Below are 24,061 nucleotides of genomic sequence, written 5' to 3' on the forward strand. Positions count from 1 at the left end.
CTCGTCTTAGGCTTCTGGCGCTTCCCACTTGAGCTTGGGCTTACGCGCCGCAGCCGTTTCATCCAGACGCCTGCGCGGCGCGAAGTAAGGCGCTTGCTTCAAGCTTTCATCTCCAGCAATCGCGCGCTCAGCCAGAGAGCGGAAGGCGGTTATGAACTGGTCGATTGACGCTTTGCTCTCGGTCTCGGTCGGTTCGACCAGCATGGCGCCGTGGACCACGAGAGGGAAATACACCGTCATCGGGTGGAAGCCTTCGTCAATCATGCCCTTGGCAAGATCGAGCGTCGACAATCCGTTGCCGAAATCCTTATCGCCAAACAGCGCCTCGTGCATGCACGGCCCGCTGTCAGCGTAAGGCGCATGGAGCAGGTCTTCGAGACTGCGCAGGATGTAGTTCGCGTTGAGCACCGCGTCCTCTGCCACTTGCTTGAGGCCGTCGGCACCGTGGCTCAGCATATAGGTCAGCGCGCGTGTGAACATACCCATTTGCCCGTGGAAGGCGGTCATGCGGCCAAAGCTCGACATCTCACCGCCAAAATGCTCGCGCGCAAAATCGTCGGCCTGCTCTTCTTCGATGAGGTGGACGACGCCGTCCTTGGTGCGCGCGGTGTAGGGAAGCGGCATGAACGGGGCGAGCGCTTCGGAGAGCACAACAGGACCAGAGCCCGGACCACCGCCGCCGTGCGGGGTGGAGAAAGTCTTGTGCAAATTGATGTGCATTGCATCAACGCCAAGATCGCCCGGACGCACCCGGCCAACGATCGCGTTGAAGTTTGCCCCGTCGCAGTAAACAAAGCCGCCCGCTTCATGGACCGCATCGCTGATTTCGCGAAGGTCGGGTTCGAACAGGCCGCAGGTATTGGGGTTGGTTATCATCACTGCGGCGACATCGGGACCAAGGCGCGCTTTCAACGCTTCGAGGTCCACCCGGCCTTGAGGGGTCGCGGGGATATTCTCTACGCGGTAATTGGCAAAGGCCGCCGTCGCAGGATTGGTGCCGTGCGCGCTTTCAGGAACCAGCACGACCTCGCGCGCATCGCCTCGCGCCTCGAGAGCAGCACGGATCGAGAGAATACCGCAAAGTTCGCCATGTGCGCCCGCCTTGGGGCTCATCGCGACGGCATTCATTCCGGTGAGGTCAAGCAGCCAGTGAGCAAGCTCATTCATCACTTCCAATGCGCCCTGCACCGTTGAAACCGGTTGCAGCGGGTGCACATCGGCAAAACCGGGCAGGCGCGCCATCTTCTCGTTGAGGCGCGGATTGTGCTTCATTGTGCAACTGCCCAGCGGGAAGAAACCCAGGTCAATGCCGTAATTCTGGCGGCTGAGGCGGGTGTAGTGGCGCACGGTTTCTGGCTCGGTCAGGCCGACAAGACCGATGGGCTCCTCGCGCTTCAATCCGCCAAGGCGGCTTGGCGCAGCAGGGTCAATCTCCGGCAGATCAACGCCCGTCGTCTCCGCGTGGCCGATCTCGAACAGCAGCGGCTCTTCCAGCATCAGCGCGCGGTTGCCGGTGTTTGTCACAGCTTCGCCCGTAGCGTCAGCGACTTCCATTTGGGGCTTCCACCCGGATTTGTTGGGAGCGTTCATTGCGCGTCCTCCTTGATAAGAGCCTCAAGCTGTGTGGCGAGCGTCTCGATATCGTCTTGCGTGGTGGTTTCGGTGACCGCGACGAGCAGCGCCTGCTGCAAGCGTTCGACACCGGGGTAAAGCCGCCCGAGCGACACCCCGCCAAGCACACCGCGATCGGCAAGCGCTCGCACAACTTCGCGCGCAGGCTTTCCATCGAGCATGATGGTGAATTCGTTGAAGAAGGAATTGTTGAGAAGCGAGACGCCCGGCACCTTGACCAATCGGTCCGCCGCCAAGCAGGCAAGACGATGGTTTTCTGCCGCCAGCTCGCGAAGGCCTTTTTCACCCAGAAGCGTCATGTGGACGCTGAACGCCAACGCGCAAAGGCCCGAATTGGTGCAGATGTTCGAAGTCGCCTTTTCGCGGCGGATATGCTGCTCGCGCGTCGAGAGCGTGAGGACAAAACCGCGCTTGCCTTCGGCATCGACGGTTTCACCACAAAGCCGGCCCGGCATCTGGCGCACATGCTTGGGATCGCGCACGGCGAAGAGGCCAAGGTACGGCCCGCCGAATTGCAGGCCAACGCCAATCGACTGGCCCTCACCCACAACGATATCTGCGCCCATTTCGCCCGGTGATTTGATTGCGCCCAAGGCCACTGGCTCTGTGTTCACCACCACCAGCAAGGCGCCCTTTTCGTGCGCGGCCTCTGCGATCGGAGCAAGGTCGGTGATGCGGCCAAGGATATCGGGATATTGCACCACCACGCAGGCCGTCTCGTCGTCGATCCGAGAGATCAAGCCAGCATTATCCGGCTCGGCCTGAATGGCAGGCGCGCTGTCGGCAATCGCGTCGCCTGTGAATTTCGCCATCGTCTTGACGACTTCGGAGTAATGCGGGTGGAGCGCGCCGGACAGAACCGCGCGGTTCTTTTTCGTGACCCTCGTCGCCATCGCGACCGCTTCCCAGCAGGCGGTTGACCCATCGTAAAGCGAGGCATTGGCCACCGCACAGCCATAAAGGTTTGCAACCTGCGTCTGGAATTCAAACAGCATTTGCAACGTGCCTTGCGCAATCTCGGGCTGATACGGGGTGTAGGCCGTCAGAAACTCACCCCGCTGGATCACGGTGTCGACGCTCGCTGGCACGTGGTGGCGATAGGCCCCGGCGCCCAGGAAAAACGGCACATCGCCCGCAACCGTGCTTTTGCCGGCAAGGCGCTTCATATGACGCTCAACCGCCATCTCGCTCGCGTGCATCGGAAGGTCGCGAATGGGACCATCGAGGCGCGCGACTTCGGGCACGTCGACGAAGAGATCGTCAATGCTCTTTGCGCCAATCTTGGCAAGCATTTCGCCGCGGTCGGTATCGGTCAGGGGGAGATAGCGCATCAGTTTTTCCTAAGAGAGAGGGGCCTTGGAAAGATTAGAGATTGTCGACAAACGCCTTGTAGCCTTTGTCATCCATCAGCCCTTCAAGCTCGCCCTTGTCGCCGATGGTCATGCGGAAGAACCAGCCTTCCTCTTCGGGCGAGGAATTGACGAGAGCCGGCTCGTCTTCGAGCGCGTCATTGCACTCGGTCACTTCGCCGCTGATGGGCGCGTACACGTCGCTTGCCGCTTTCACGCTCTCGACCACAGCCGCATCGCCGCCCTTGTCGAGCACGGTGCCAACCGATGGAAGTTCGACAAAGACGATGTCGCCCAATTGCTCTTGCGCATAGTCGGTAATGCCGACGGTGGCGCTTTCGCCCTCGACGTCGATCCATTCGTGTTCATCGGTGAAATAGCGCGGCATAGATCAATTTCCTCTGAAGTATTTGTGGGCCACGAAGGGCATGGGTGAAACGGTTGCGGACAGGCTCTTGTTCCTGACGCGGCAGGTGAGCTCGGTGCCTATTTCTGAGTGCGCGGCATCGACGAAAGCCATCGCAATGGGCTGGCCCAGCGTGGGGGAGAAACCGCCGCTGGTGACAACGCCGACTTTCTCGTCTCCTGCGAAAACTTCCGCGCCTTCGCGCGCGGGCATCCGGCCTTCGAGTTTGAGGCCGACGCGCCTGGTCGCTGGGCCGTTTTCCAGCGCATCCATCACGCGGGTATGGCCCATATAGCCCCCGCCCTCGCGGCGCTTTTTGGAAAGCGCGAAGGTGAGGTCCGCGCTCACCGGGTCAATGTCGAGCGTAAGGTCGTGGCCATAAAGCGGAAGGCCCGCCTCAAGCCGCAGACTGTCGCGCGCACCGAGCCCTGCGGGTTTGACGCGTTCATCAGCAACCAGAGCATCGGCAAGCTTTTCAACCGAGTTTTCATGGACCGAAATCTCAAAGCCATCTTCGCCGGTGTAGCCTGCGCGGCTAACCCAGATGTGGCCGCCGTCATATTCGAACAGGCCCGCTGTCATGAATGTGAGCGCGCCCGTGCCAGGGACAAGCGCCTCGAGGACTTCCCCTGCCTTTGGCCCCTGTAATGCGAGCAGCGCGAAATCGTCGTGATGGGTAAGCGTGACTTCATCCGCCAGATGTTCGCGAAGGTGGGCAATATCATCCCATTTGCACGCACCGTTCACCACCAGCCCCAGATGCGGGCCGGTGTTGGTGACCATGAGATCGTCGATCACCCCGCCCTCTTCGGTAAGCAGCATGGAGTACCGCATCCGTCCCGGTTTCAGCGATGTGATGAGGCCGGGCAGCAGCTTTTCCAGTTCGCGCGCGCCAAGCGTTGGATCATCCTCTGGCGAATGGACGGTTAGCTGACCCATGTGGCTTACATCGAACAGGCTCGCGGAGAGCCGCGTCCATTCGTGCTCGGCCACAATCCCTTCGTACTGGATCGGCATTTCATAGCCGGCAAAGGGCACCATCCGGGCGCCCCGCGCGCGGTGCCAGCTGTCGAGCGGCAATGCGCCAAGCTCCACTGCCTCTTCGGGAGTATCTTCGTGGTTTGGTTCGTCGCTCAAATCAAATGTCCCCGAATCAAGGTGCAAGAGCGCCCGCAAACGAGCGCCAAGTCTTGCCCCCTCTGTCGGGTCAACCTGAGAGCTTGAGCTGGCACGCGAACGCACCGGCCTTCCCCTTCGGTGGCGAGGTATACAAGCAGGGCTTGCCCTCACGCTTTCCAGAGTGCCTATGCCATCTCGCGGTCCGTTTGCCTGAGAGTTTCCGGGGCGGTTGCTCCTTCGGCGCCAGGCCTCCTGTCCTTGTGATGGTCAGAAAGCCAAGTCTCTCCCGCGAAAGACGCCAGAATCACTCCTGACAGGCACATTCCATGTTGCGGATGCGAAGGGGCTCGTCAATCAGCATAGGCAGGTTTTATGCGAAATATTTGTGCGAAATCGGCCTTGCGCCATTTCAATCATGAGGCGAAGTGCATCTGCACCTATCAGATAAGGCCGCAATCACCCTCGGTAAGCGTGTATTGCCCGCCGCTCGCCTCGCTCACTGTGAGCCGCGCGCACCAGCCATCCGAGGCGTTGATCCTCATGCGCGACAAGACTTTCCTGCCATCCGGTGCAAGCGTCACGCTCGATTTGTGGCGCGAATTGGAAGCGCCGGTAAGCTCGATCTCGAATTCGACCTGTTGCGTCACCTGACTATCGGCGACCACTTGCACCTCGACCGTTCCGGTGTCTTCGATCACATTGAGCGAAATCGCCCTGTCGTGAGGGGAAGCGCTCGCCATGCTAGCGCCTGCGCCAAGTATGAGCGGCGATGCGAATATCGCGAAGAGTTGGCCGAACTTGCCCATGATGGTTTGCAATCACCCTCCGCCGCCAAGCTGCTGCACGATGGCGTTCACGACCCCTTGCGTCTCGGGCGAAAGGCCTGACGCCGGATCGCCTTCTGCCGCGGTCGCCTGTGCATTGTTCAACGCCTGATTATTGAGTGCGACCGAGGCGACGACCTGATTGTCGAAATTGCCCGGGTTTGCACCCGCACCGGCGAGCCGTGCAATCGCAGTTTGAAGCGTTGCGACGCGCCCTGCATCAAGCCCGCCGCCGAGAAGATTATCTTCCGCCGACCCTGCACGGTTCTGGGCGAACTCTTCCGAACGTGTCTCAATGCGCGCATCGCACAAGGCCTTGAGCGCAGGGATATCGCTGCCACGTTCGCAAATGTCGGTGCCGTCAACCGCTTCGAGCAGGACCTGCCGTTCTGCCGGGCTCAATTGCGCAAGCGCAGGGTCCGAAGTGCGGTCTGAAAGTTGCGAGACGTCATTGCCGGTGTCGCCAGTGGCCGAAACCTGATCGAGCGATGCGTCGGCAGAAGTTTTCGCTGTTTCGATCTGCTGTTGTTCAGCAGCGCGTGTGCGCGCCGCCGCGACGCTCTCTGGCGTGATCGCATCGGGAAAATAGACCTTGGACGAGGCATCATCGGGCGCCTGATCGACAAAGGCGCTTTCTTCGCGGGGAACATCTTGCGGAGCGTCTTGTGCACTCGCCATCGCGCAAGGCAGCACGCTCAGAGTGACAAGGCCCCATCTCACCGCTGTGATCGTCTGGCCCTGAAAGCTCCGGCGCATGTGACCGCTCCTCAATTGCCCTGTGTGATGATGGCGGTCGCGCCGCCGGTCTGGATCACGCTCATGTCAGGCAAGCCATTGCCGTTCTGCGTCCATTCCAGAGCATTGTCGGCGCCCACTTGCGTTGCGCTCATCGTGTTGTTGTCACCGTTTTGCGCAAGGATCGCCTGATTGTTGTCGCCATCCTGAATGAGGGTCGCCAGATTGCCCGTCCCGTTCTGTGCAATCCCGGCGCCCGAGCCGGTGAGCCCGTTGTCGTTTTGCGAAAGCAGGATCGTGTTGGCATTGCCCGTCTGGGTCAGGACCGCGACATTCTGCGCAGAACCGCCCTGGGTGACCGAGGCAAGATTGCTCGCGCCGGTCTGGTCAATGCCGGCAAAGTGATCGCCATCGCCAAATTGCGTGACCTGAACGGTGTTGTCATCGCCGTCCTGTGTCACTTCGGCGTTTTGTTCAGCGTTCGACTGGCTGAAGGAGCCGGAGTTATCATCGCCGATCTGTTCGACGAAGACCCCGTCAAATGGTCCGGTGTTTGGCGCACTGACCTGTGTCTGGGCGGCCGCCGGAGCGGACAACCCTGCGACAAGGGCAATAATTCCAAGGGTAGTGCGTTTCATAGCCGTCATCCTAACCGATTGCGCCGCCGATAGCGAGGCTCTTGAGGTTCCGCTCTTAGCCGGGCAATCCTTACTCTCAGATTGATAGCACCGGGCGAGCGATCACGCCCGCCCGGTATTATCCGTAAGCCTTATGGCGTACCCTGCGTCACCGTGGCGGTGTTGCTGGTGCCAGCTTGTGTGACATCCGATACATGGGCGTCGTTGAACTGACCCACAGTGATCGAGTTTGCATCGCCCGACTGGGTGATCGTGCTGCTCGCGCCATCTGCCAACTGGTCAACGTCGATGGTGTTGCCAGCGCCAAGGAACACCCCATCCTGATTGATGATGCTGGTGTTGCCATTGCCTTCCTGAAGCACATCAGCCGAGATGCTGTCACTTGTCGTGTTCAGACCCTGATTGATCGTGCTGGTGTTGTTGTCACCGGTCTGCACAAGGTTTGCGGTGTTATCGAGACCAAAGACGCCAACAGGCACCTGATCGATGGAGCTGACATTGCCATTGCCGGTCTGGGCGACATTGACGGTGTTTTGCCCGTCACCGCCTTGTGAAGCAGTCGATGTATTCCCGTCACCAATCTGATCGACAAAGATCGTGCTGAAGAACCCGTCTTGGGTGATGGTGGAGGTGTTGGTGTTGCCGGCCTGGATATTCTCAGCCGTGCTGTCGCTACCGCTGGCCTGCGTCAGGGTGGAGATGTTATCCGCGCCCCCGCTTTGATCGATCAGGGCCGCGTTGTTGCTACCGCCGGTCTGGTTGATCGTCGCCTCGCTGGTGACCGCATCGGCTTGCTGGAAGACGAAGGCAGTGACCGTATCCGCTGAGCCGGACTGATCAATTGTTCCCGTGTTGTCAGTGCCCGCCTGAATGGTGTCAGCGGTGTTGCCACCATTGCTGCTCGCCTGCGTAATCGACGTTCCGTTACCCGAGCCGGTTTGAAGCACAGTCGCGGTATCTGCAATCGCAGAGGACTGGTCGACAAGCGATGTGTTTTCAGCGCCAAGCTGATCGACCGTTGCCGAGTTGCCATCGGACGCCTGGAACACGTCGGAAAGGTTCCCGCCATCGGCCTGCGTCACTGTTGCGATGTTGTTGCTGAAATCCTGTTCGACAACGCTGTCATTTTCGTCACCGGTTTGCGTGACGGTGGCATCGTTGTTGCTGCCGGGATCAAACGAGTTCTGAAGCACATCGCTGATGTTGGTGTTGCCGGTTTGGCTGACGCTTGCGACATTGCCGTCACCGCCAACACCTGCTCCGCCTACAAAGCCTTGCTCGATGAAGCTGTCATTGCCTTCGCCGCCGCCTTGGGTGAGCGTCGCGCTGTTGCCATCGCTGTCCTGAAGCACGTTCGAGGTCGAGGTCGCTGGACCCGATCCGGTTTGGGTGACCGTCGCGCTGTTGCCGGAACCGCCGAGATTGCCCTGGAAGACAAAGCTGTCATTTTCAGCGCCGGTTTGATCGACCAGCGCCGTTTGTGCATCGCCGCTTTGCACGATCAGAGAGGATTGACCATCGCCCGATTGGTTCGAGGTTGCACTAAGATTTGTGCCGCCAAGAACACTGCCGCCAAACCCCGAAGAGTCGCCCTGGAAGATGGCGGAATCGTTCAACGAGCCCGCGCCTTGCGTGATTGTGGCGATATTGTTGTTGGCAGGAGCGCCGTTTGCCGTGTCGCCCGTTTGCACGATGGTGGCAAGCGCCTGGTCAGAGCCAACTTCCTGCGTGATAGTCGCATCGGGCTCGCGCGCGAAGCCGGTTTGGGTGATTGACGCATCACCAAAATCGCCGTCTTGGGTAATGGTTGCCGTGCCACGCCCGTCGCCGCCCGCAACCGTTCCCGTCTGATCGACCGAGGCAAGGTTATCGTTGCCGGTTTGCGTCACAAACGCTTCGTTTCTGCGGCTGTCTTGATCGACGTCCGAGGTGTTGCCATTGCCGGACTGAATGACCGTTGCATCGTTTTGACGACGGGCCGTCTGGGCGACTGACGAGGTATTGTCATCACCGGTTTGCAGGATGGTTGCGGTCTGCTGACGGTTCACCTGTATCACGTCAGAGCTGTTACCCGTGCCGTTTTGTGTCACGGTGGTGAGCAGATCGCCATCGTTATTGCCACCGGCATTGTCCGATTGGGTGATAATCGAGGAATTGAGATCCCCGGTCTGATCAACAATCGCATCAATGTTGGATGCGCCGTTATTGTTGATCGAAGTCTGCGCAATGTCAGAGGTACTCGCGCCGTTTTGCGTCAAGGTCGCGGTCATGCCGTCGAAATTGTCGCCGGACGAATTCTGGTCGATCACCGAATCCGCGCCGCCTGCCTGAGTGACGCTGGCAGAGATATTCTGGGGGTTCACCGCCGAGGTTGTCTGCGTCACATTCGAGATGTTCGCATCGGCGCCTTGCGTCACGCTCGCTGTGAGGTTCTCGCCGTCCTGATCGACATCGGACACATTGGCTGTCCCGCCCGATTGGTCGACGCTTGCCGAGTTGCCCGAACCGCTCGTGCTGACGACGCTGCAATTGCCGGTTACGCCTGCGCATGCTGGCGGCACACTTGCCTGCGCCAAGGCGGCAGATGCCGTGCCAAGAGCAAGAATGGATGCCCCGGTGTAGATAAGAGATTTCATTGTATTCCCCCCCTTCAAAACCGCTCGCTCCTTTTGCAACGGAGCCAAGCGGGATTTGATCGCTCCGGAAGTGCCGCTGGCCTCCCGGAGCGATCAGTTTTGATTACTGGGTCACGATTGTCGTGTTCCCGGATCCTGTTTGCGTCACAAACGATGCGTTGCCATTGCTCAGCTGGTCGACCGTTGCGGTGTTGCCCGTGCCCTCCTGTGTGACGTTGCTGAAGTTGTTGTCGGCAAGCTGCAGCACAGATGCGGTGTTGAGGCCGCCGATGCTGTTCTCAGCCTGGTCGATTTCACTCGTGTTGCCATCGCCATCCTGGACGCTTTCGGCAAAGTTTCCATCGCTGCCAAAAACAGAGCCCTGGTTGATGATGGTCGAGTTGCCCACCGCGCTGGCGTTCTGGTACGTTTGCGCGTTCGAGAAATCGCTGTTCTGGTTGATCTCTGCATAATCAAGAGCGCCGACCTGCTGAATGAAAGCGTTGGCCGAGCCGCCGCTATTGGCGTTCTGGTTGATTTGCGCGAAACTGGCATCCGAAGTCTGCACGACTTCTGCCACCGAACCCAGGCCGATTTGCGAGATCAGCGCAAAGTTGTCCGAACCCGTCTGGGTGATGTCGGCATCCCCGTTTTGTGTACCAAATGTGTTGGTACCTCCGAACAGGGTTTCATCGCCTTGCGAAATCACAGCGCCATTGTTGGCACCGCCGCCCTGGTTGATGTCGGCATCGCTGAAACGTGCATCGTCCTGAATGATTTCGGCGGTGTTGAGATCGGCCGCTGCATCCTGAAAAACGTCGGCGGTGCTGTTGTCGCTGCCATTGATTTGCTCAATGTCAGAAAACGAGTTTGCGCCGTCCTGATCGACATTCGCCGTGTTGGGAAGGATCGAGGACTGAAGGATAGTGCTTGAGTTGGTAGGACCCGATTGGTCCACCGTCGCAGTGTTGCCATCGCTCAACTGATCGACGTCGGAGGTGTTGCCCGAAGACGTCTGGGTGACGGTTGCATTGTTGCCCGAGCCCAATTGGTCAATGGTCGAATTATTCTGAGCGAACGCTGGGCTTGCCGCTGCAAGAGCAAGCGTGGATGCAGCGACGAACGAAGTGGTCTTCATATTTTTTATGGTCCCTTTTGCCCATGTGGGCGGAGTTTAAATCTGGTCTTTTGTTATGGCCGCAACGGCCGAAGCTTCATCAAAACCAAAGAGGGCGGGCAATCACTCGCCCGCCCCCATATGGCCTGATGTGTCTTACGGTGCGCCTTGGGTCACCGTGGCAGTGTTGCCTGTGCCATCCTGGAATACCGACGAGTCGCTGCCGTCGAACTGCGATACGGTGGCGGTATTGAGGTCGCCATCCTGTTCGATCAGGCTGATGTTGCCGATGCCCTCTTGAAGGACGGTGGCAAGGTTATCCCCGCCGATGCCAAAGGAGTTTTGCAGGACATCACTTTCGTTCTCGGAGCCGTCCTGGGTCACGTCAGCGGTGTTGTTGTCACCGCCTGCAAGGCCCTGGTCGATGAGGCTTGCGTTAAGCTCGCCGCCGCCCTGGACCAGTGTGGCCGTGTTGGTGTTGCCGTCCTGGAATACCTGCGAGGTTGAAACGCCAAGACCTGTGCCGGTTTGCGTGACGGTCGCGGTGTTACCATCGCCGCCAAATGTGCCCTGGTACACTTCGCTGAAATTGTCCGAACCGATTTGGTCAACGAACGCAGTTTGCGAAGCGCCGCCTTGACCAATGGTTGAATCGTTGAAGTCACCGTCCTGCCGGTTCTCTGCGACACTGTCGACGCCGTTAAGAACGATACCGCCAACACTGGTGGTGTCGCCCTGAACGATGGTCGATACGTTGCCTTCGCCGGAAATCTGGTCGATCAGCGCCTCATTGAACGAAACGCTGGCGACTGCGCCGGTTTGATCGACAACCGCGATGTTGTCGACCGTGTCAACGCTTTGCAGGACGAGAGCGAAGTCGAAGTCGGCTTCGGCGTTCTGGTTTACGGTCGCATCACCGCCGGTACCATCCTGCTGGATGTTCGCGCTGTTGTTGCCGCTGGTGGTGACACCTGTCGACTGATCGACAACCGCGATGTTGTCATCGCCGGACTGGATCACAGTCGCCGCGTTGAGAACGCCTGCTTGAGAGACGTCTGCATCGTTTTCAGAACCTGTTTGCGTGACACCCGCCGAGCCGTCTTCGCCGGTTTGGGTGATGGTCGCGAGGTTGGTTTCACCGGTCTGAAGAACAGCGCCCGTGTTGCCCAGATTGGACTGGTCAATGCCGGCTTGGTTGTCGTTACCGGTCTGCTGAATGTCAGCATCCTGGAATTCGTCAGCCTGGATGATGACTGCGGTGTTGCCGTCTGCTTGCTGGAAGACGGTTGCAAGGTTGTCCGTGCCAGATTGGTTGACGTCCGACAGGTTGTCCGCGCCATCTTGCTCGACTTCTGTTTCGAGGATGGCGCTGTCGATGCCGACATCGTTTTGCAGAATGAGCGACACGTTGCCGTCACCGGTCTGTGTCACGGTCGCGTCGATGGCGATGCTGTCATTGCCGCTTGAAAGCTGTGCGATATCAGACGTGCTTTCGCCGTCCTGAAGAACGTCAGCGATCATGCCGCTTGCGTTGTCGCCCGATGAGCTTTGCGTGATGATCGAGTCAGCGCCGCCGACCTGATCGACGATCGCGGTGGTGTCGATTGGGGTTGCGCCCGTGGTTTCCTGATCGACGTTGGAAATGTTGCCATCCGCGCCTTGCGTGACGCTTGCATCGAGGTTGTCACCGGCCTGAACGATGTCGGACACGTTGCCCGTGCCAGCTGATTGGTCGACGGCGACGGAGTTGCCCGAGCCGCTGGTGTCGACAACGCTGCAGTTTCCGGTGGCGCCTGCACACGCAGCAGGTGTGGTGGCTTGCGCGAGGACGGGTGCAGCTGCGGTCAATGCGAGTACAGAGGCCCCTGTGTAGATAAGACTTTTCATAAGATCTTCTTCCCTGATTTCCGACCGTGTGTTCACGGATTTTTACCTGGATTTTAAAGGCGGTAATGGTCTGCGGCGAGTTCTTTCAAAGAGCGTGCCGAAGACCGAAACGGTTGCGAATTATGGCGTCCCTTGAGCGGCGATGAGCATGTGTCTTCCTTCACTCAAACCCATCAAACTTCGAGCGTCCGCCTTGGCGGCCAAGATCGCTGGAGCGTTTGCATAGATCGGAAGTTTCATCGCTCTATTCCTTATGTCTCACCCTGCTGATCGTGATCGAACCGCAGGCGAGGGAAACTCGAAAAGGGTACCGGGCAAGTCCCCCAACTTGCCCGGCCCATAGGCCAGTGGCCTATTATTGGGTCACCGTGACGACGTTACCGCTACCCATTTGTGTCAGGTCAGACACGGACCCGCTGCTGAGCTGGGTCACGGTTGCCGAGTTGTTGTCGCCATCCTGAGCGAGCAGGCTCAGGTTGTCGTCACCCTGCTGGTCCACCGTTGCGACGTTGAGATCGCTCAGGAGGTTGTTGCCCTGTGCAATAACGCTGGTGTTACCAAGGCCCGACTGGGTGATGTTGGCTTCATTGCCGTCACCACCAGCAAGCGCTTGCTCGACCTGGCTTTCATTCCCATCGCCCGTTTGCGACAGATCGGTTGTGTTGTTGGTGCCGCCATACTGGAACACGGCGCTGATGCCGTTGTTTGCAGCCATCGCGAGCGTCACAGAGTTGCTGTCACCAGCCTGTTCGACTTCGCTGTCGTTATTATCGCCAATCTGGTCGATCTGCACGAGGCCATCCACGCCGGTCTGCGTGATTTGCGAGACATTGAGCGAGCCCACCTGAATGTTCTCAGCCTCATTGCCCGTACCGCTTTGCACGATGAAGGATGTGTTGAGCTCGCCGCCGCTTTGATCAATCAAGGCGCCGTTGAGGTTGGCTGTGCCACCTGCTGCGGCATCACCAGTTTGCACGATACCTGCTTCACTGTTCGATACATCGCCTTGCTGGAAGACAACCGCCGTTTCACCGCGTGCATTGCCGCTTTGCTCGATCCCGGCAAAGTTCTCGTCACCGGCTTGAATGATCGAAGCATCATTAGGAGCAGCCGCGCCGCCCGCATCTCCGGTCTGGACGACCTGGCCATCGTTATCAGTACCTGTTTGCAGAACGTTTGCGAACATGGTGTCGCCGCCGCTTTCCTGCGAAACGGTCGAATTGTTCAGATCGCCCGACTGGGTGACATTCGCATCAGCGCGGCTGACGTTATCCTGCGTGACAGTCGAGGTGTTGTCATCGCCCGACTGGGTGATGAAATTGTCGATATCAACGCCGCCATTGGTGTTAAGCCCCTGGTCGACAGTCGAAGTGTTGCCATCACCGCTTTGATCAACCGTGGTGCGCGATGAGAACGGGCCGCTCATAAAGATGTTAGAAGTGTTTTCATCGCCGCTTTGATCGACAGTTGCAGTCAGGCTGAACCGGTCAAACACAACATTCGAAGTGTTTTCGTTCCCGCCTTGAGTGACAGTGGCGTTGCCGCGGCTGTTCGCCAGATAGTCGACGTCTGAAACGTTGTCATCGCCCGATTGCGCGACGGTTGCCGTGCCGCTGCTGCCGGCTGCCATGTCGATGTCAGACGAGTTGAAGTCACCGGTTTGATCGACATCGGCGGTCTGCAATTGCACGGCAGACGCCTGAGAGATGATCGAGTCGTTGCCGTCGCCGTCCTGAAGCACGTCAGCAACAGTCGGATCACCACCCGATTGCGCTACGCTTGAGCTATTGTCGAAACCACCCTGAACAACCGTAGCTGTCTTATCGAGGCCAGACTGATCAGCAATTGACGAGTTTGCATCGCCGACTTGCGAGACGGTCAGGTCCTGATTGCCGCCTGTTTGGGTAACGTCGCTCTCATTGGTCGCAAGGTTTGGCGAACCAAGGTCGAAACCCTCTTGGGTCACTGTCGCAGAGTGATCCGCGCCTGACTGGTCGACATTTGACAGGTTGAAGCCAGTTGGGCCGCCCTGCGTGACAGTCGCTGACTGATTGTCACCATCCTGAAGAACCTCAGAAACATTGCCCGTCGCATCCTGATCCACGGTCGCGCTGTTGCCGCTACCAACTGTGTCGATAACGCTGCAATTGCCGGTCGCGCCGACGCAATCTGCAGGAACTGTGGCTTGGGCCAAAAGCGGCGAGGCCGCCGCCAGAGCGAGAACGGATGCACCTGTGTAAATCACTGACTTCATTATTCTTCCTTCCGATTGCCTGCGCCTAACTGCCGCAGGGTCCTCTGGGGATTATTCAAACGAACTACGCAAAGACCCCCCATGCGCGGCCTTTTCGCTTTCACTCATTTCGGGGAACCACCATTGGCAGTTGTTCGCCTGCCTCCCCCTGTTGTGAGCAATGACCGGAATTGCCCTGTGCCGTTTTTTCGCAAACGCGGCTCTGGCAAGCATTGCCCGTTGATCGCATTCGCGCATCTGACCGCCCCCGGCACAGCACGCGATTATGCAACAACCCTCTTTTTTCGCGCGCCCCTCTCAGGCGCTGCACCCGGTTAAAAGCCGCAGTTCGCGACTAGGAACCTTCGTTTTCTTCATCGCCGCGATCAACGACATTGAGCGCGGTCAAAGAGCCTGCTCGCTCAACCGCACTCTGCACATCGTCCGCGTCATAAATTCCGTCACGTTCTGCCCGGTAGGTGCTCATCAGCGCCTCTGCGGCCTGCGAATTGGCAAAGCGCCACAAGCCCAGATCAACCCCTTCGAGCACAAGGCCGTAAACCGCCTTCTCGATTGCCTGTTGCAAAGCCACCTGATCGGGTTCGTTTGATGTGATCCCGGCCTCGGCCTCAAGCAGTTCGCGGAACGCCACAAAGCGATATGCGTTCGCGCCGATTGCCTGGCTTGCGATGGTTTTCGAAGCCTGCACATTGGTCAGAACCTCGCCGGTACGCACCGAAACAGCGCGCAGGTAAACCGTGACCGTGTCCTGACGATATTCGGTGCGCGCACCAATGCCCAGAAAGGCTGCGCCTGCGCCGCCTGTTACCGTATTGGTGTCATAACCGATGATCCCGCCTTCAAGCAGCACGCCTGCAAACAGGAGCGCCGGAAGCGCGTTGGGGTCAACTTGCTGCTCACCCAGATAACGCTTACGCATCTCACCGATGATCTGGCGCTCTTTGAGAAGGTTGTCGAGACGCTCACGCTCAACCACCGTGAACCACTGGCGATTGCCTGCGTCCTGCAAGGCTTTCACCAGAATGGAGCCCGCGCCTTGCGTTACAGCCCGGCTGAGCGTCTGACCGGTGGTAGTGGGACGAAACTGCCCCGTCTGATCGGTGAAACCATAGACCGCAATCGCCACCTGCCTTTGAGGCGCGGGCAATTGGTGAAGAAGATTTTGCGTCTGCGTCTTCTTCGGGAAATAGGCGAGACTGGTGGTTTCAGGAAGGAAATCGCGCCCATCAGAGACGAGGCTCATACACCCGCTCACAGAAAGGGCAGCAAGGGCCGCCAAGCCCATTTTGGCGCCACTCTTGACCAGACGCTGCATCAATTCACCTCGATGAACAAAGGAATGACAATGCGCGTTTCTTCGCCCGAATTGTCGTCGCGAATGACGAGGGTGACCTCATCAAGGCTGCGGAAGAATTCGATCGTCTGGCCACCGAAAGTGATGGTCCCCTGCTCCTGCGGATTCTCTCCGAAAATCGCATCAACGATTTGCGAGGAAAGCGCGGACAAGAGACGCGATTCGAGCTGGCGGGCGAAAATGCTGGATTGGTCGTTGCGATCCACCGCGTTGGGGTCGGTGGTCTTGTTCTGCGCGTTGGCAATCCCAAGAATGTGGTTGGAATTGAACGGGTTGCCTCCAAAAGTCGGGCTGATCGGTTGATGCACCAGATCTTGAGCCATGGCAGGCGTAGCGCCGAAAGCGCATACCAGAGCCGTTGCCACCGCAAGCTTGCGAATCATGTCCGAAATTCCCCCTCTACCCCTAGGAAAGGCCTAACAACCGGTTAATTTTCCCCGTCGGTTATTACGTATCTTGGCTTATCTGTCGAGCCGTTTGTGCCTGAGAAAGGCTGAATTGTGCGCCTTTCCTGCACATCTGTACCTATATGGGGCAGGCCGACAAGTGCACAATAACACCACCTGCTCGCGATTTGAAAAAGCGTGCCAAGGCAATTTTGTGTCTTTGTACGGCCCAAATATGACCCGCGAACAGAAGCTTAGAGGTTTGGCCTCAGCCACCGTTCTGCTGTCGCAATGTCGACGCCGCGCCGCTGCGCATAGTCTTCGAGCTGGTCGCGGCCGATCTTGGCGACCCCGAAATAGGCTGCTTCCGGATGCCCGAAATAAAGCCCGCTGACCGCCGACGTGGGCCACATGGCAAAGCTTTCAGTCAGCGACACGCCAATCTTGGCCTCGGCATCCAGCATATCGAACAGGATCGGTTTCAGGGAATGGTCGGGGCACGCGGGATAGCCGGGCGCCGGACGGATACCGCGATACTTCTCCTTGATCAGCGCCTCATTGTCGAGCTGTTCACCAGGCGCGTAACCCCACAAGTCAGTGCGCACATGCTGGTGCAAGCGTTCAGCCAGGCTTTCGGCAAACCGGTCAGCTAACGCTTTGAGCAGAATGTCGGAATAATCGTCCTTGTCTGCGCGAAAGCGCGCCAGATGCGGCTCGATCCCGTGTATCCCAACGACAAAGCCCCCCATCCAGTCGCCCGCCGGGTCGATAAAGTCGGCAAGACACATATTCGCCCGGTCGCGGCTCTTGATGACCTGCTGGCGAAGGAACGGCATCCGGACGTGCTTTTCCTCCTCGACATGGATCATCACATCATCGCGGCAATCATGAGCGCGCGCGCATGGCCACAGGCCCGCGACGGCTTTTGCGGTAAGCCATTTTTCCGAGACAATCGTCTCCAGCATCGCATCGGCATCGGCCTTGAGGTTGCGCGCAGCCTCACCCACCACATCATCGTCAAGGATACGCGGGTAAACGCCGTGCAACTCCCAGGCCCGAAAGAAAGGCGTCCAGTCGAAGGTTTCGATCAGGTCTTCAAGCGGCCAGTCTTCGAACAGATGGTCGCCGGGCTTCGACGGGGGCGCGGGTTTATCTGACAGGAACGCATCGTAAAAATTGCCGCGCGCCTCCTTGATGGAAAGCAGCGCCTTTTCGCTTTTGCCAGCGCGCGCGACACGCACCTTTTCATATTCCTCGGCGGTTTCATCAACGAAGCCGTCGCGCAAGGTGTCGGACAACAGTTTGGAGGCAACCCCCACCGCGCGGCTCGCATCGAGCACATGGATGACCGGACCATCATAGGCAGGGTCGATTTTCAGCGCGGTATGCACCCGGCTGGTGGTGGCCCCGCCAATCAGGAGAGGCATCGTCATGCCAGCGTTCTGCATCTCCTCGGCGACCGTCACCATCTCGTCGAGCGAAGGGGTGATCAGGCCCGACAGACCGATCATGTCGGCCTTATGCTCTTTCGCTGATTTAAGGATGTCCTGCCAAGGCACCATGACGCCCAGATCGACGACTTCATAGCCATTGCACTGCAAGACAACGCCCACGATGTTCTTGCCGATATCATGCACATCGCCTTTGACGGTTGCCATGATGATCGTGCCCTTGGAGGTGCGTTCGGCTTCGGGCAGAAGAAGCTTTTCCTCCTCGATGAACGGAATGAGGTGGGCGACCGCTTTCTTCATGACGCGAGCGGATTTGACCACCTGTGGCAGGAACATCTTGCCCGACCCAAACAGGTCGCCAACGACATTCATCCCGTCCATCAGCGGGCCTTCGATCACTTCGATGGGGCGTCCACCTTGATCAAATATCTGCGCGCGCATCTCCTCGGTATCATCGACGATGTGCGCGTCGATCCCTTTGACCAGCGCGTGTTCGAGGCGTTTGGACACTTCCCAGCCGCGCCATTCGGCGGCCTGCTTGTCGTCTTCCTTGCTCTTGCCCTTGAAGCTTTCGGCCAAGTTGATGAGCCGCTCGGTGGCGCTCTCTTCACCTTCCACCGGACGCATGAGGATGACATCTTCGCACGCCTCGCGCAGCACGGGGTCGATGGTGTCGTAGACGTCCAGTTGCCCCGCATTGACAATCGCCATATCGAGCCCGGCGGGGATTGCGTGATAAAGAAAGACCGAGTGCATCGCGCGACGCACCGTTTCATTCCCGCGGAAGGAGAATGAAAGGTTGGAAAGCCCGCCGCTGGTCTTGGCATGGGGACACTGCCGTTTGATTTCGGTGCACGCTTCGATGAAGTCGAGGCCGTAACGGTCGTGGTCCTCGATCCCTGTCGCAACGGCGAAAATATTGGGGTCAAAGATGATATCTTCTGGCGGAAATCCCATGCCGACAAGCAGATCATAGGCGCGCTTGCATATCTCGATCTTGCGCTGTTTCGTGTCGGCCTGTCCGACCTCGTCGAAGGCCATGACGACGACCGCAGCGCCGTAATCCATACATTTGCGGGCCTGTTCGAGGAATTGCTCCTCGCCCTCTTTCATGCTGATCGAATTGACGATGGGCTTGCCCGACACGCATTTAAGCCCCGCCTCGATGACGTCCCATTTGGATGAATCGATCATCACCGGCACGCGCGCGATATCGGGCTCGGCTGCGATCAGCTTGAGGAAGGTCGTCATTGCGTGTTTCGCATCGAGCAGACCTTCATCCATATTGACGTCAATCACCTGCGCGCCGTTCTCGACCTGGCTGCGAGCGACTTCGACCGCGGCGGTGTAATCATCGGCCATGATAAGCTTTTTGAACCGCGCAGAGCCGGTCACATTGGTGCGCTCACCGATATTGATGAAGCTGGAGGCAGATTGCATGGTCATGGGGTAATTTCCGGTAGAGAAGCATCAGTCAGGTCGCGGGCAAAAACGAAGTCATCGTAAAGCGCGCCGCCGACGTTAAATTGCCGCGTGCCGATGATTTCAAAGCCCTGCCGCTTGTAAAAGGCAATGGCGCGGTGGTTGTCGTCTTTTACACCAAGCAGGAGCCGCTTGTTGCCCTTCGCAGCCGCAACCGCTTCAGCCATAAGGCGCTGCGCCGTTCCGGTCCCCTGAAAGCGCGAGAGGACGTAGATTTTTTTCAGCTCCACATCACCCTCTTGCGCGGCGTCAAGTTCGGGCGCGGGGATAAGCAGCGCGTAACCGACGGGCGATCCGTCAATCTCCGCCAGCCACGCCTTCGCCCCGCCTTCAAGCAGGCTGGCGATATATTCGGGCGCGTGTTTTTCGCGGCAATGGGCAAGCATGGCATCGCCGGGTATCTCATGCGCGAACGTTTCCAGAAACGTCGCATCCGAGACAAGCGAAAGGCGCTGTGCATCGTGTGCGCCCGCCTCGCGCACGGCAATTCTTTCAGCGTGCAGCACACTCATGCGGCAAAGGTGAAGGCTTCAAGCCCCGACAGCCGCATCGCGGTTTCGGGCGTCGGGATCGAACGCGGCGGCAGGTCTTTCACAGCGTCCGCTATCGCCTTGATGTGTGCTGGCGACGAGCCGCAGCATCCGCCAAGGATATTGACCTGCCCGCCTTCAGCCCACTGCTTCACAAGGCCAGCGGTCGTGTCGGGCAATTCGTCATATTCGCCAAGCTCATTGGGAAGCCCCGCATTGGGATAGGCCATGATGAGCGTATCCGCGAGGCCGGAGAGTGCTTTTACGTGTGGGCGCAACTGGTCCGCGCCAAAGCTGCAATTAAGGCCGATGGTAAGCGGCTTTGCATGGCGCACCGCATACCAGAACGCCTCGACCGTGTGGCCCGACAGATTGCGGCCCGACAAGTCGGTCAGCGTCATCGAAATCATGACCGGGACATCGCGGCCCAATTCTGCTTCAAGCTGCTTGACCGCCATAATCCCGGCTTTGGCGTTCAATGTATCGAACACCGTCTCGATCAGGATGAAATCGCATCCCCCTTCGATGAGGGCCGCCGCCTGTTCCTTGTAAACGGCGGTCAGTTCGTCAAAGTCGATCTCGCGGTAGCCGGGGTCTTCGACATCGGGGCTTAGCGACAGCGTCTTGTTGGTCGGCCCGATCGCGCCAGCCACGAAGCGCGGGCGCCCGTCTTTCGCTTCATATTCTTCGGCGAGTTCACGCGCGATTTTGCCGGAGGCGATGTTGATCGCGGCAACCTGATCTTGTGCGGCGTAATCCGCCTGGGAAATGCGGTTGGCGCTAAAGGTGTTGGTCGAAATCACATCCGATCCAGCATCAAGATAGCTGCGCGTAATATCGGCAATTACATCGGGACGCGTCAACGCGAGGATATCGTTATTCCCCTTCTGATCGGCGCGAAGCCCCAGATCGCCCGCGTAATCCTCTTCGGTAAGCTTGCGCTCCTGAATCTGTGTGCCGAACGCACCATCAAAAATCAGCACACGCTGCGCTGCTGCGGCTTCGAGTTTTGCACGCGCGTTCATTTGGCGTCTCCGGTGCTGTCTGTTCCAGGGCGTTTGCCGAGCATATGACAGATCGCATAGGACAGCTCTGCGCGGTTCAATGTGTAGAAGTGAAACTGGCGCACGCCCCCTGCGTAAAGCTTGCGGCACAGTTCAGCGGCGATGGTCGCGCTTACCAACTGGCGCGCATCGGGGCGATCGTCGAGCCCTTCGAACAGGCCTTCCATCCATGAGGGGATGGCTGTGCCGCAAAGTCCGCTCATGCGCTGAACCGCGGCAAAGCTCATCACGGGCATGACGCCGGGAACGATCTCTGCGTCAATGCCGGCTGCTGCCACTTCGTCACGAAAACGGAAAAAACACTCTGGATCGAAGAAAAACTGCGTGATTGCGCGGTCGGCGCCTGCGTCAAACTTGGCTTTCAGATTGTCGATATCAGCCTGCGCATCGGGGCTGTCGGGGTGGACTTCGGGATAGGCGGCGACCGAAATCTCGAAGTCAGCCACCTCTTTAAGCCCTGCGATCAACTCAACCGCATTGGCATAGCCGCCGGGGTGAGGCGTGTAGGCGCCGCCATCGGGCGCATCACCGCGCAGCGCGACGATATGACGGATGCCGCTTTCCCAGTAATGGCGCGCGACCGCATTCACCTCTTCCCTTGTCGCATCGACACAGGTGAGGTGCGCTGCTGCCGGAATGCCCGCCTCGTTCTGCACCCGCACCACCTCGGCATGGGTGCGCTCGCGGGTCGAACCGCCTGCGCCGTATGTGACCGACACGAAACGAGGGCCAAGCGGCTGCAGGGTCGCAACGCTCTCCTGCAATGTCTTCGCCATCTTTTCGCTTTTGGGCGGAAAAAATTCGAAACTGATGTCGATGTCTCCGGGAAGATCGGAAAACAGCGGACTATCAAGCGCGGTGCGCGCTTCGTGCAATTGGTTGAGGGTCGGGGGCATTTTGATCAGGCTTCTTTACGGGGGGTATCAATCGAGGGGGCGCTCACCGCCCCTTTGCGCGTTCCAATCCAGATTTTGACCACCAGTTCCCCGCCGTCGAGCGATTGGGATGCGGTCGGCTCAAACCCGGCATTGCGCAAATGCGCGTGCATCTGTTCTTCGGAAAAGCCGAGGCGCGCGTGCTGGTGCCGGTCGCGCAAGATTTCGCGGTCATGGCTGGCAAAATCGACAATCGCGATGCGCCCGCCCGCCTTGGTCACGCGCGCCGCTTCGGCAAGAGGCACGGCCGGTTCCTGCGCAAAGTGAAGCACCTGGTGCAGGAACACGGTGTCGAAACTGGCCGCAGCGAAAGGCAGGTCCCCAAAATCGCCCTGCACCAGATCAACCTTGCCCGCTGGCAAATGCTGAAGCTTGGCGCGCGCTGCACGCAGCATTTCGACGTTTTTATCGAGCGCCATGATCCGCTCGGCATGGGGCGCGAACAGCTCGGCCATGCGGCCCGTGCCTGTCCCGATATCGAGCACCGCGCCAAGCGATGCCCCTTGCGCTGCGCCCAGCGCCTCGAGAAGCTTTTCCTCGACCTCGGCCTCTGGCGTGTGGAGGGCGCGAAGCTCGTCCCATTCATTGGCGTGGGCAGCGAAATATTCCTCGGCACTGGCGTCGCGCGCCTGACGAATGGCGGCAAGCTTGCGGCGATCATCGGCACAGATGCGGGCAAATTCTTCGTTCTCGGTTTCCGCTGTTGCAAGCAACCGTTCAAGCGCGGCGTGCACCGGCCCTGCATCCTCGCCGCCAACCCTGCGCAAGAACACCCAGCTGCCCTCGCGCCGGCGTTCAGCAATCCCGGCATCGCACAAGATGCCGACATGGCGCGAGACGCGCGGCTGGCTCTGGCCCAGCACCTGCGCCAACTCGCCAACTGCCAGTTCCATAGCCGATAAGAGCCGCGCGATGCGCAGCCTTGTCGGGTCAGCGAGAGCCTTGAAGATGGTTTCGATGATCATGCTGCAGGGCACATATAAAGATATTTTTATATGTGTAAATGCACTCGGCAAAATGATCGTAATTTGCGGTGGCGGGTGCAATTTGTTTGCAGATCGTGCGCCAGATCGTGGGCGGGCGATAGCGCGCGGCGGCTACCTTGACCAGATGGCCCCCTACGACAGCATCCGGATGTGCCGCCAAAGCCATTGGCAAAAGCCCATTTGCGAGGGCAGATTTTGCTGTATGGGCGATCACATGAGCGAGACACGCACCTATGCGATTATCGGTTGCGGCATGATGGGCCGTGAGCACATGTCCAATCTGGCGCTCGTGCCGGGCGCAGAATTGGCCGCGATTGCCGATCCTGACGAAGGGTCGCGTGAGGCTGCCAAGGCGCACGCAAAAAGTCTTGGCCAAAGCCCGCAATTGTTCAGCAACGCCGATGATATGCTGAGTGCGGCGAAACCCGATGCGGTGATCATCGCCTCGCCCAACTTCACCCATTACGACGTGGTAAAGCCGGTGATGGACGCTGGATGCGCGGTGCTTCTCGAAAAGCCCATGTGCACCGATCCCGCCGATGCGCTCGCCTTGGCAAAAGCGGCGGCAAGCTATGACAACCTCTTCTGGGTGGGCCTCGAATATCGCTATATGCCGCCCGTTACCGAGTTCATCGAAAGGGTGCACCACGGGGTCGCAGGCGACATCAAGATGCTTGCCATTCGCGAACACCGCTTTCCCTTCCTCGTCAAGGTCGGCGATTGGAACAGGTTCAACCGCAATACGGGGGGCACGCTGGTTGAGAAATGCTGCCACTTTTTCGACCTTATGCGCCACATCCTTCGCGATGAACCGGTGCGCGTTTATGCCAGCGGCGCAGCAGACGTGAACCATCTGGACGAACGCTACAACGGCGAAACCCCGGACATTCTGGACAACGCCTTCGTGATGCTCGATTTCGCCAGCGGAGCGCGCGCTGTCCTCGATCTTTGCATGTTCGCAGAAGGATCGCCCGAACAAGAGGAAATCAGCGCGGTAGGCCCAATGGGCAAGCTTGAGGTAAAACTCCCCGGAGGTGTCGTCACATGGGCTCCGCGCGACAAGTCCGGCCCGTTTGAAGAACACATCAGCGTGCCGCCCGACGCTTTGGCCGCAGGCGACCATCACGGGGCCACCTATTTCCAGCAGCGCGACTTTCACGCAGCTCTGGTCAATGGCACGAAGCCCCTTATCACGGCGCGCGACGGCTACCGCTCGGTCGTCATCGGCGCGGCCGCCCAAGAAAGCATCGCGCGCCGCCAACCGGTCGATATAATTTATAAGGATGAAGAGTAACCC

The 24,061-nt window shown here is 58.9% G+C and carries 19 protein-coding genes and 1 riboswitch; of the genes, 1 reads left to right on the forward strand and 18 read right to left on the reverse strand.

Annotated features, from left to right (window positions below):
- Positions 1 to 6 precede the first annotated feature (6 nt).
- The 18 genes from gcvPB to MWU38_RS11575 form a co-directional block, all read right to left on the reverse strand.
- Entirely contained in the window at positions 7 to 1,590 is a 1,584-nt protein-coding gene (gene gcvPB, locus MWU38_RS11490) for an aminomethyl-transferring glycine dehydrogenase subunit GcvPB (protein WP_247271938.1), read from the reverse strand.
- On the reverse strand, positions 1,587 to 2,963 hold the full coding sequence (gene gcvPA, locus MWU38_RS11495; RefSeq protein ID WP_247271939.1) for an aminomethyl-transferring glycine dehydrogenase subunit GcvPA: 1,377 nt from the start codon (positions 2,961 to 2,963) through the stop codon (positions 1,587 to 1,589). Before gcvPA ends, gcvPB begins: the two co-directional genes overlap by 4 nt.
- Before the next feature lie 34 nt (positions 2,964 to 2,997).
- A complete protein-coding gene (gene gcvH / locus MWU38_RS11500) occupies positions 2,998 to 3,369 on the reverse strand; it encodes a glycine cleavage system protein GcvH (RefSeq protein WP_247271940.1) in 372 nt (123 codons plus the stop codon).
- A gap of 3 nt (positions 3,370 to 3,372) precedes the next feature.
- The gene (gcvT, locus tag MWU38_RS11505; protein ID WP_247271941.1) at positions 3,373 to 4,524 is read right to left on the reverse strand and encodes a glycine cleavage system aminomethyltransferase GcvT; all 1,152 of its coding nucleotides are present in this window, start codon (positions 4,522 to 4,524) and stop codon (positions 3,373 to 3,375) included.
- A 170-nt stretch (positions 4,525 to 4,694) separates the two neighbouring features.
- Positions 4,695 to 4,805, reverse strand: a riboswitch (glycine riboswitch).
- A gap of 141 nt (positions 4,806 to 4,946) precedes the next feature.
- Positions 4,947 to 5,312, reverse strand: a complete 366-nt coding sequence (csgH, locus tag MWU38_RS11510; protein ID WP_247271942.1) for a curli-like amyloid fiber formation chaperone CsgH — start codon at positions 5,310 to 5,312, stop codon at positions 4,947 to 4,949.
- A 12-nt stretch (positions 5,313 to 5,324) separates the two neighbouring features.
- Positions 5,325 to 6,086 carry a hypothetical protein gene (locus MWU38_RS11515; protein WP_247271943.1) on the reverse strand — a complete coding sequence of 254 codons (762 nt, stop codon included), beginning with the start codon at positions 6,084 to 6,086 and terminating at the stop codon, positions 5,325 to 5,327.
- 11 nt (positions 6,087 to 6,097) lie between these two features.
- Positions 6,098 to 6,703 carry a hypothetical protein gene (locus MWU38_RS11520; RefSeq protein WP_247271944.1) on the reverse strand — a complete coding sequence of 202 codons (606 nt, stop codon included), beginning with the start codon at positions 6,701 to 6,703 and terminating at the stop codon, positions 6,098 to 6,100.
- A 131-nt stretch (positions 6,704 to 6,834) separates the two neighbouring features.
- Positions 6,835 to 9,339, reverse strand: coding sequence for a hypothetical protein (locus MWU38_RS11525; RefSeq protein WP_247271945.1), 2,505 nt, complete (start codon positions 9,337 to 9,339; stop codon positions 6,835 to 6,837).
- A gap of 103 nt (positions 9,340 to 9,442) precedes the next feature.
- Positions 9,443 to 10,456 carry a hypothetical protein gene (locus MWU38_RS11530; RefSeq protein WP_247271946.1) on the reverse strand — a complete coding sequence of 338 codons (1,014 nt, stop codon included), beginning with the start codon at positions 10,454 to 10,456 and terminating at the stop codon, positions 9,443 to 9,445.
- Between the two features lie 135 nt (positions 10,457 to 10,591).
- Positions 10,592 to 12,322 carry a hypothetical protein gene (locus MWU38_RS11535; protein WP_247271947.1) on the reverse strand — a complete coding sequence of 577 codons (1,731 nt, stop codon included), beginning with the start codon at positions 12,320 to 12,322 and terminating at the stop codon, positions 10,592 to 10,594.
- Between the two features lie 355 nt (positions 12,323 to 12,677).
- Positions 12,678 to 14,576, reverse strand: coding sequence for a hypothetical protein (locus MWU38_RS11540; protein WP_247271948.1), 1,899 nt, complete (start codon positions 14,574 to 14,576; stop codon positions 12,678 to 12,680).
- 334 nt (positions 14,577 to 14,910) lie between these two features.
- On the reverse strand, positions 14,911 to 15,819 hold the full coding sequence (locus MWU38_RS11545; protein WP_247271949.1) for a CsgG/HfaB family protein: 909 nt from the start codon (positions 15,817 to 15,819) through the stop codon (positions 14,911 to 14,913).
- A 71-nt stretch (positions 15,820 to 15,890) separates the two neighbouring features.
- On the reverse strand, positions 15,891 to 16,313 hold the full coding sequence (locus MWU38_RS11550; RefSeq protein ID WP_247271950.1) for a curli assembly protein CsgF: 423 nt from the start codon (positions 16,311 to 16,313) through the stop codon (positions 15,891 to 15,893).
- 257 nt (positions 16,314 to 16,570) lie between these two features.
- Positions 16,571 to 19,213, reverse strand: coding sequence for a methionine synthase (gene metH, locus MWU38_RS11555; RefSeq protein WP_247271951.1), 2,643 nt, complete (start codon positions 19,211 to 19,213; stop codon positions 16,571 to 16,573).
- Complete coding sequence (locus MWU38_RS11560; protein WP_247271952.1) at positions 19,210 to 19,761, reverse strand: GNAT family N-acetyltransferase; 552 nt, start codon at positions 19,759 to 19,761, stop codon at positions 19,210 to 19,212. The genes metH and MWU38_RS11560 overlap by 4 nt, the downstream gene beginning before the upstream one ends.
- Complete coding sequence (locus MWU38_RS11565; protein ID WP_247271953.1) at positions 19,758 to 20,804, reverse strand: homocysteine S-methyltransferase family protein; 1,047 nt, start codon at positions 20,802 to 20,804, stop codon at positions 19,758 to 19,760. Before MWU38_RS11565 ends, MWU38_RS11560 begins: the two co-directional genes overlap by 4 nt.
- Positions 20,801 to 21,739 carry a methylenetetrahydrofolate reductase gene (gene metF, locus MWU38_RS11570; protein ID WP_247271954.1) on the reverse strand — a complete coding sequence of 313 codons (939 nt, stop codon included), beginning with the start codon at positions 21,737 to 21,739 and terminating at the stop codon, positions 20,801 to 20,803. Before metF ends, MWU38_RS11565 begins: the two co-directional genes overlap by 4 nt.
- Before the next feature lie 5 nt (positions 21,740 to 21,744).
- Positions 21,745 to 22,743, reverse strand: a complete 999-nt coding sequence (locus MWU38_RS11575) for a metalloregulator ArsR/SmtB family transcription factor (RefSeq protein ID WP_247271955.1) — start codon at positions 22,741 to 22,743, stop codon at positions 21,745 to 21,747.
- 235 nt (positions 22,744 to 22,978) lie between these two features.
- Here MWU38_RS11575 and MWU38_RS11580 point away from each other — a divergent pair, with 235 nt between their 5' ends.
- Complete coding sequence (locus MWU38_RS11580) at positions 22,979 to 24,058, forward strand: Gfo/Idh/MocA family oxidoreductase (RefSeq protein WP_247271956.1); 1,080 nt, start codon at positions 22,979 to 22,981, stop codon at positions 24,056 to 24,058.
- The last annotated feature ends 3 nt before the right edge of the window (positions 24,059 to 24,061 follow it).

This window comes from Qipengyuania sp. S6317L1 (assembly GCF_023015615.1).
Taxonomy (GTDB): domain Bacteria; phylum Pseudomonadota; class Alphaproteobacteria; order Sphingomonadales; family Sphingomonadaceae; genus Erythrobacter.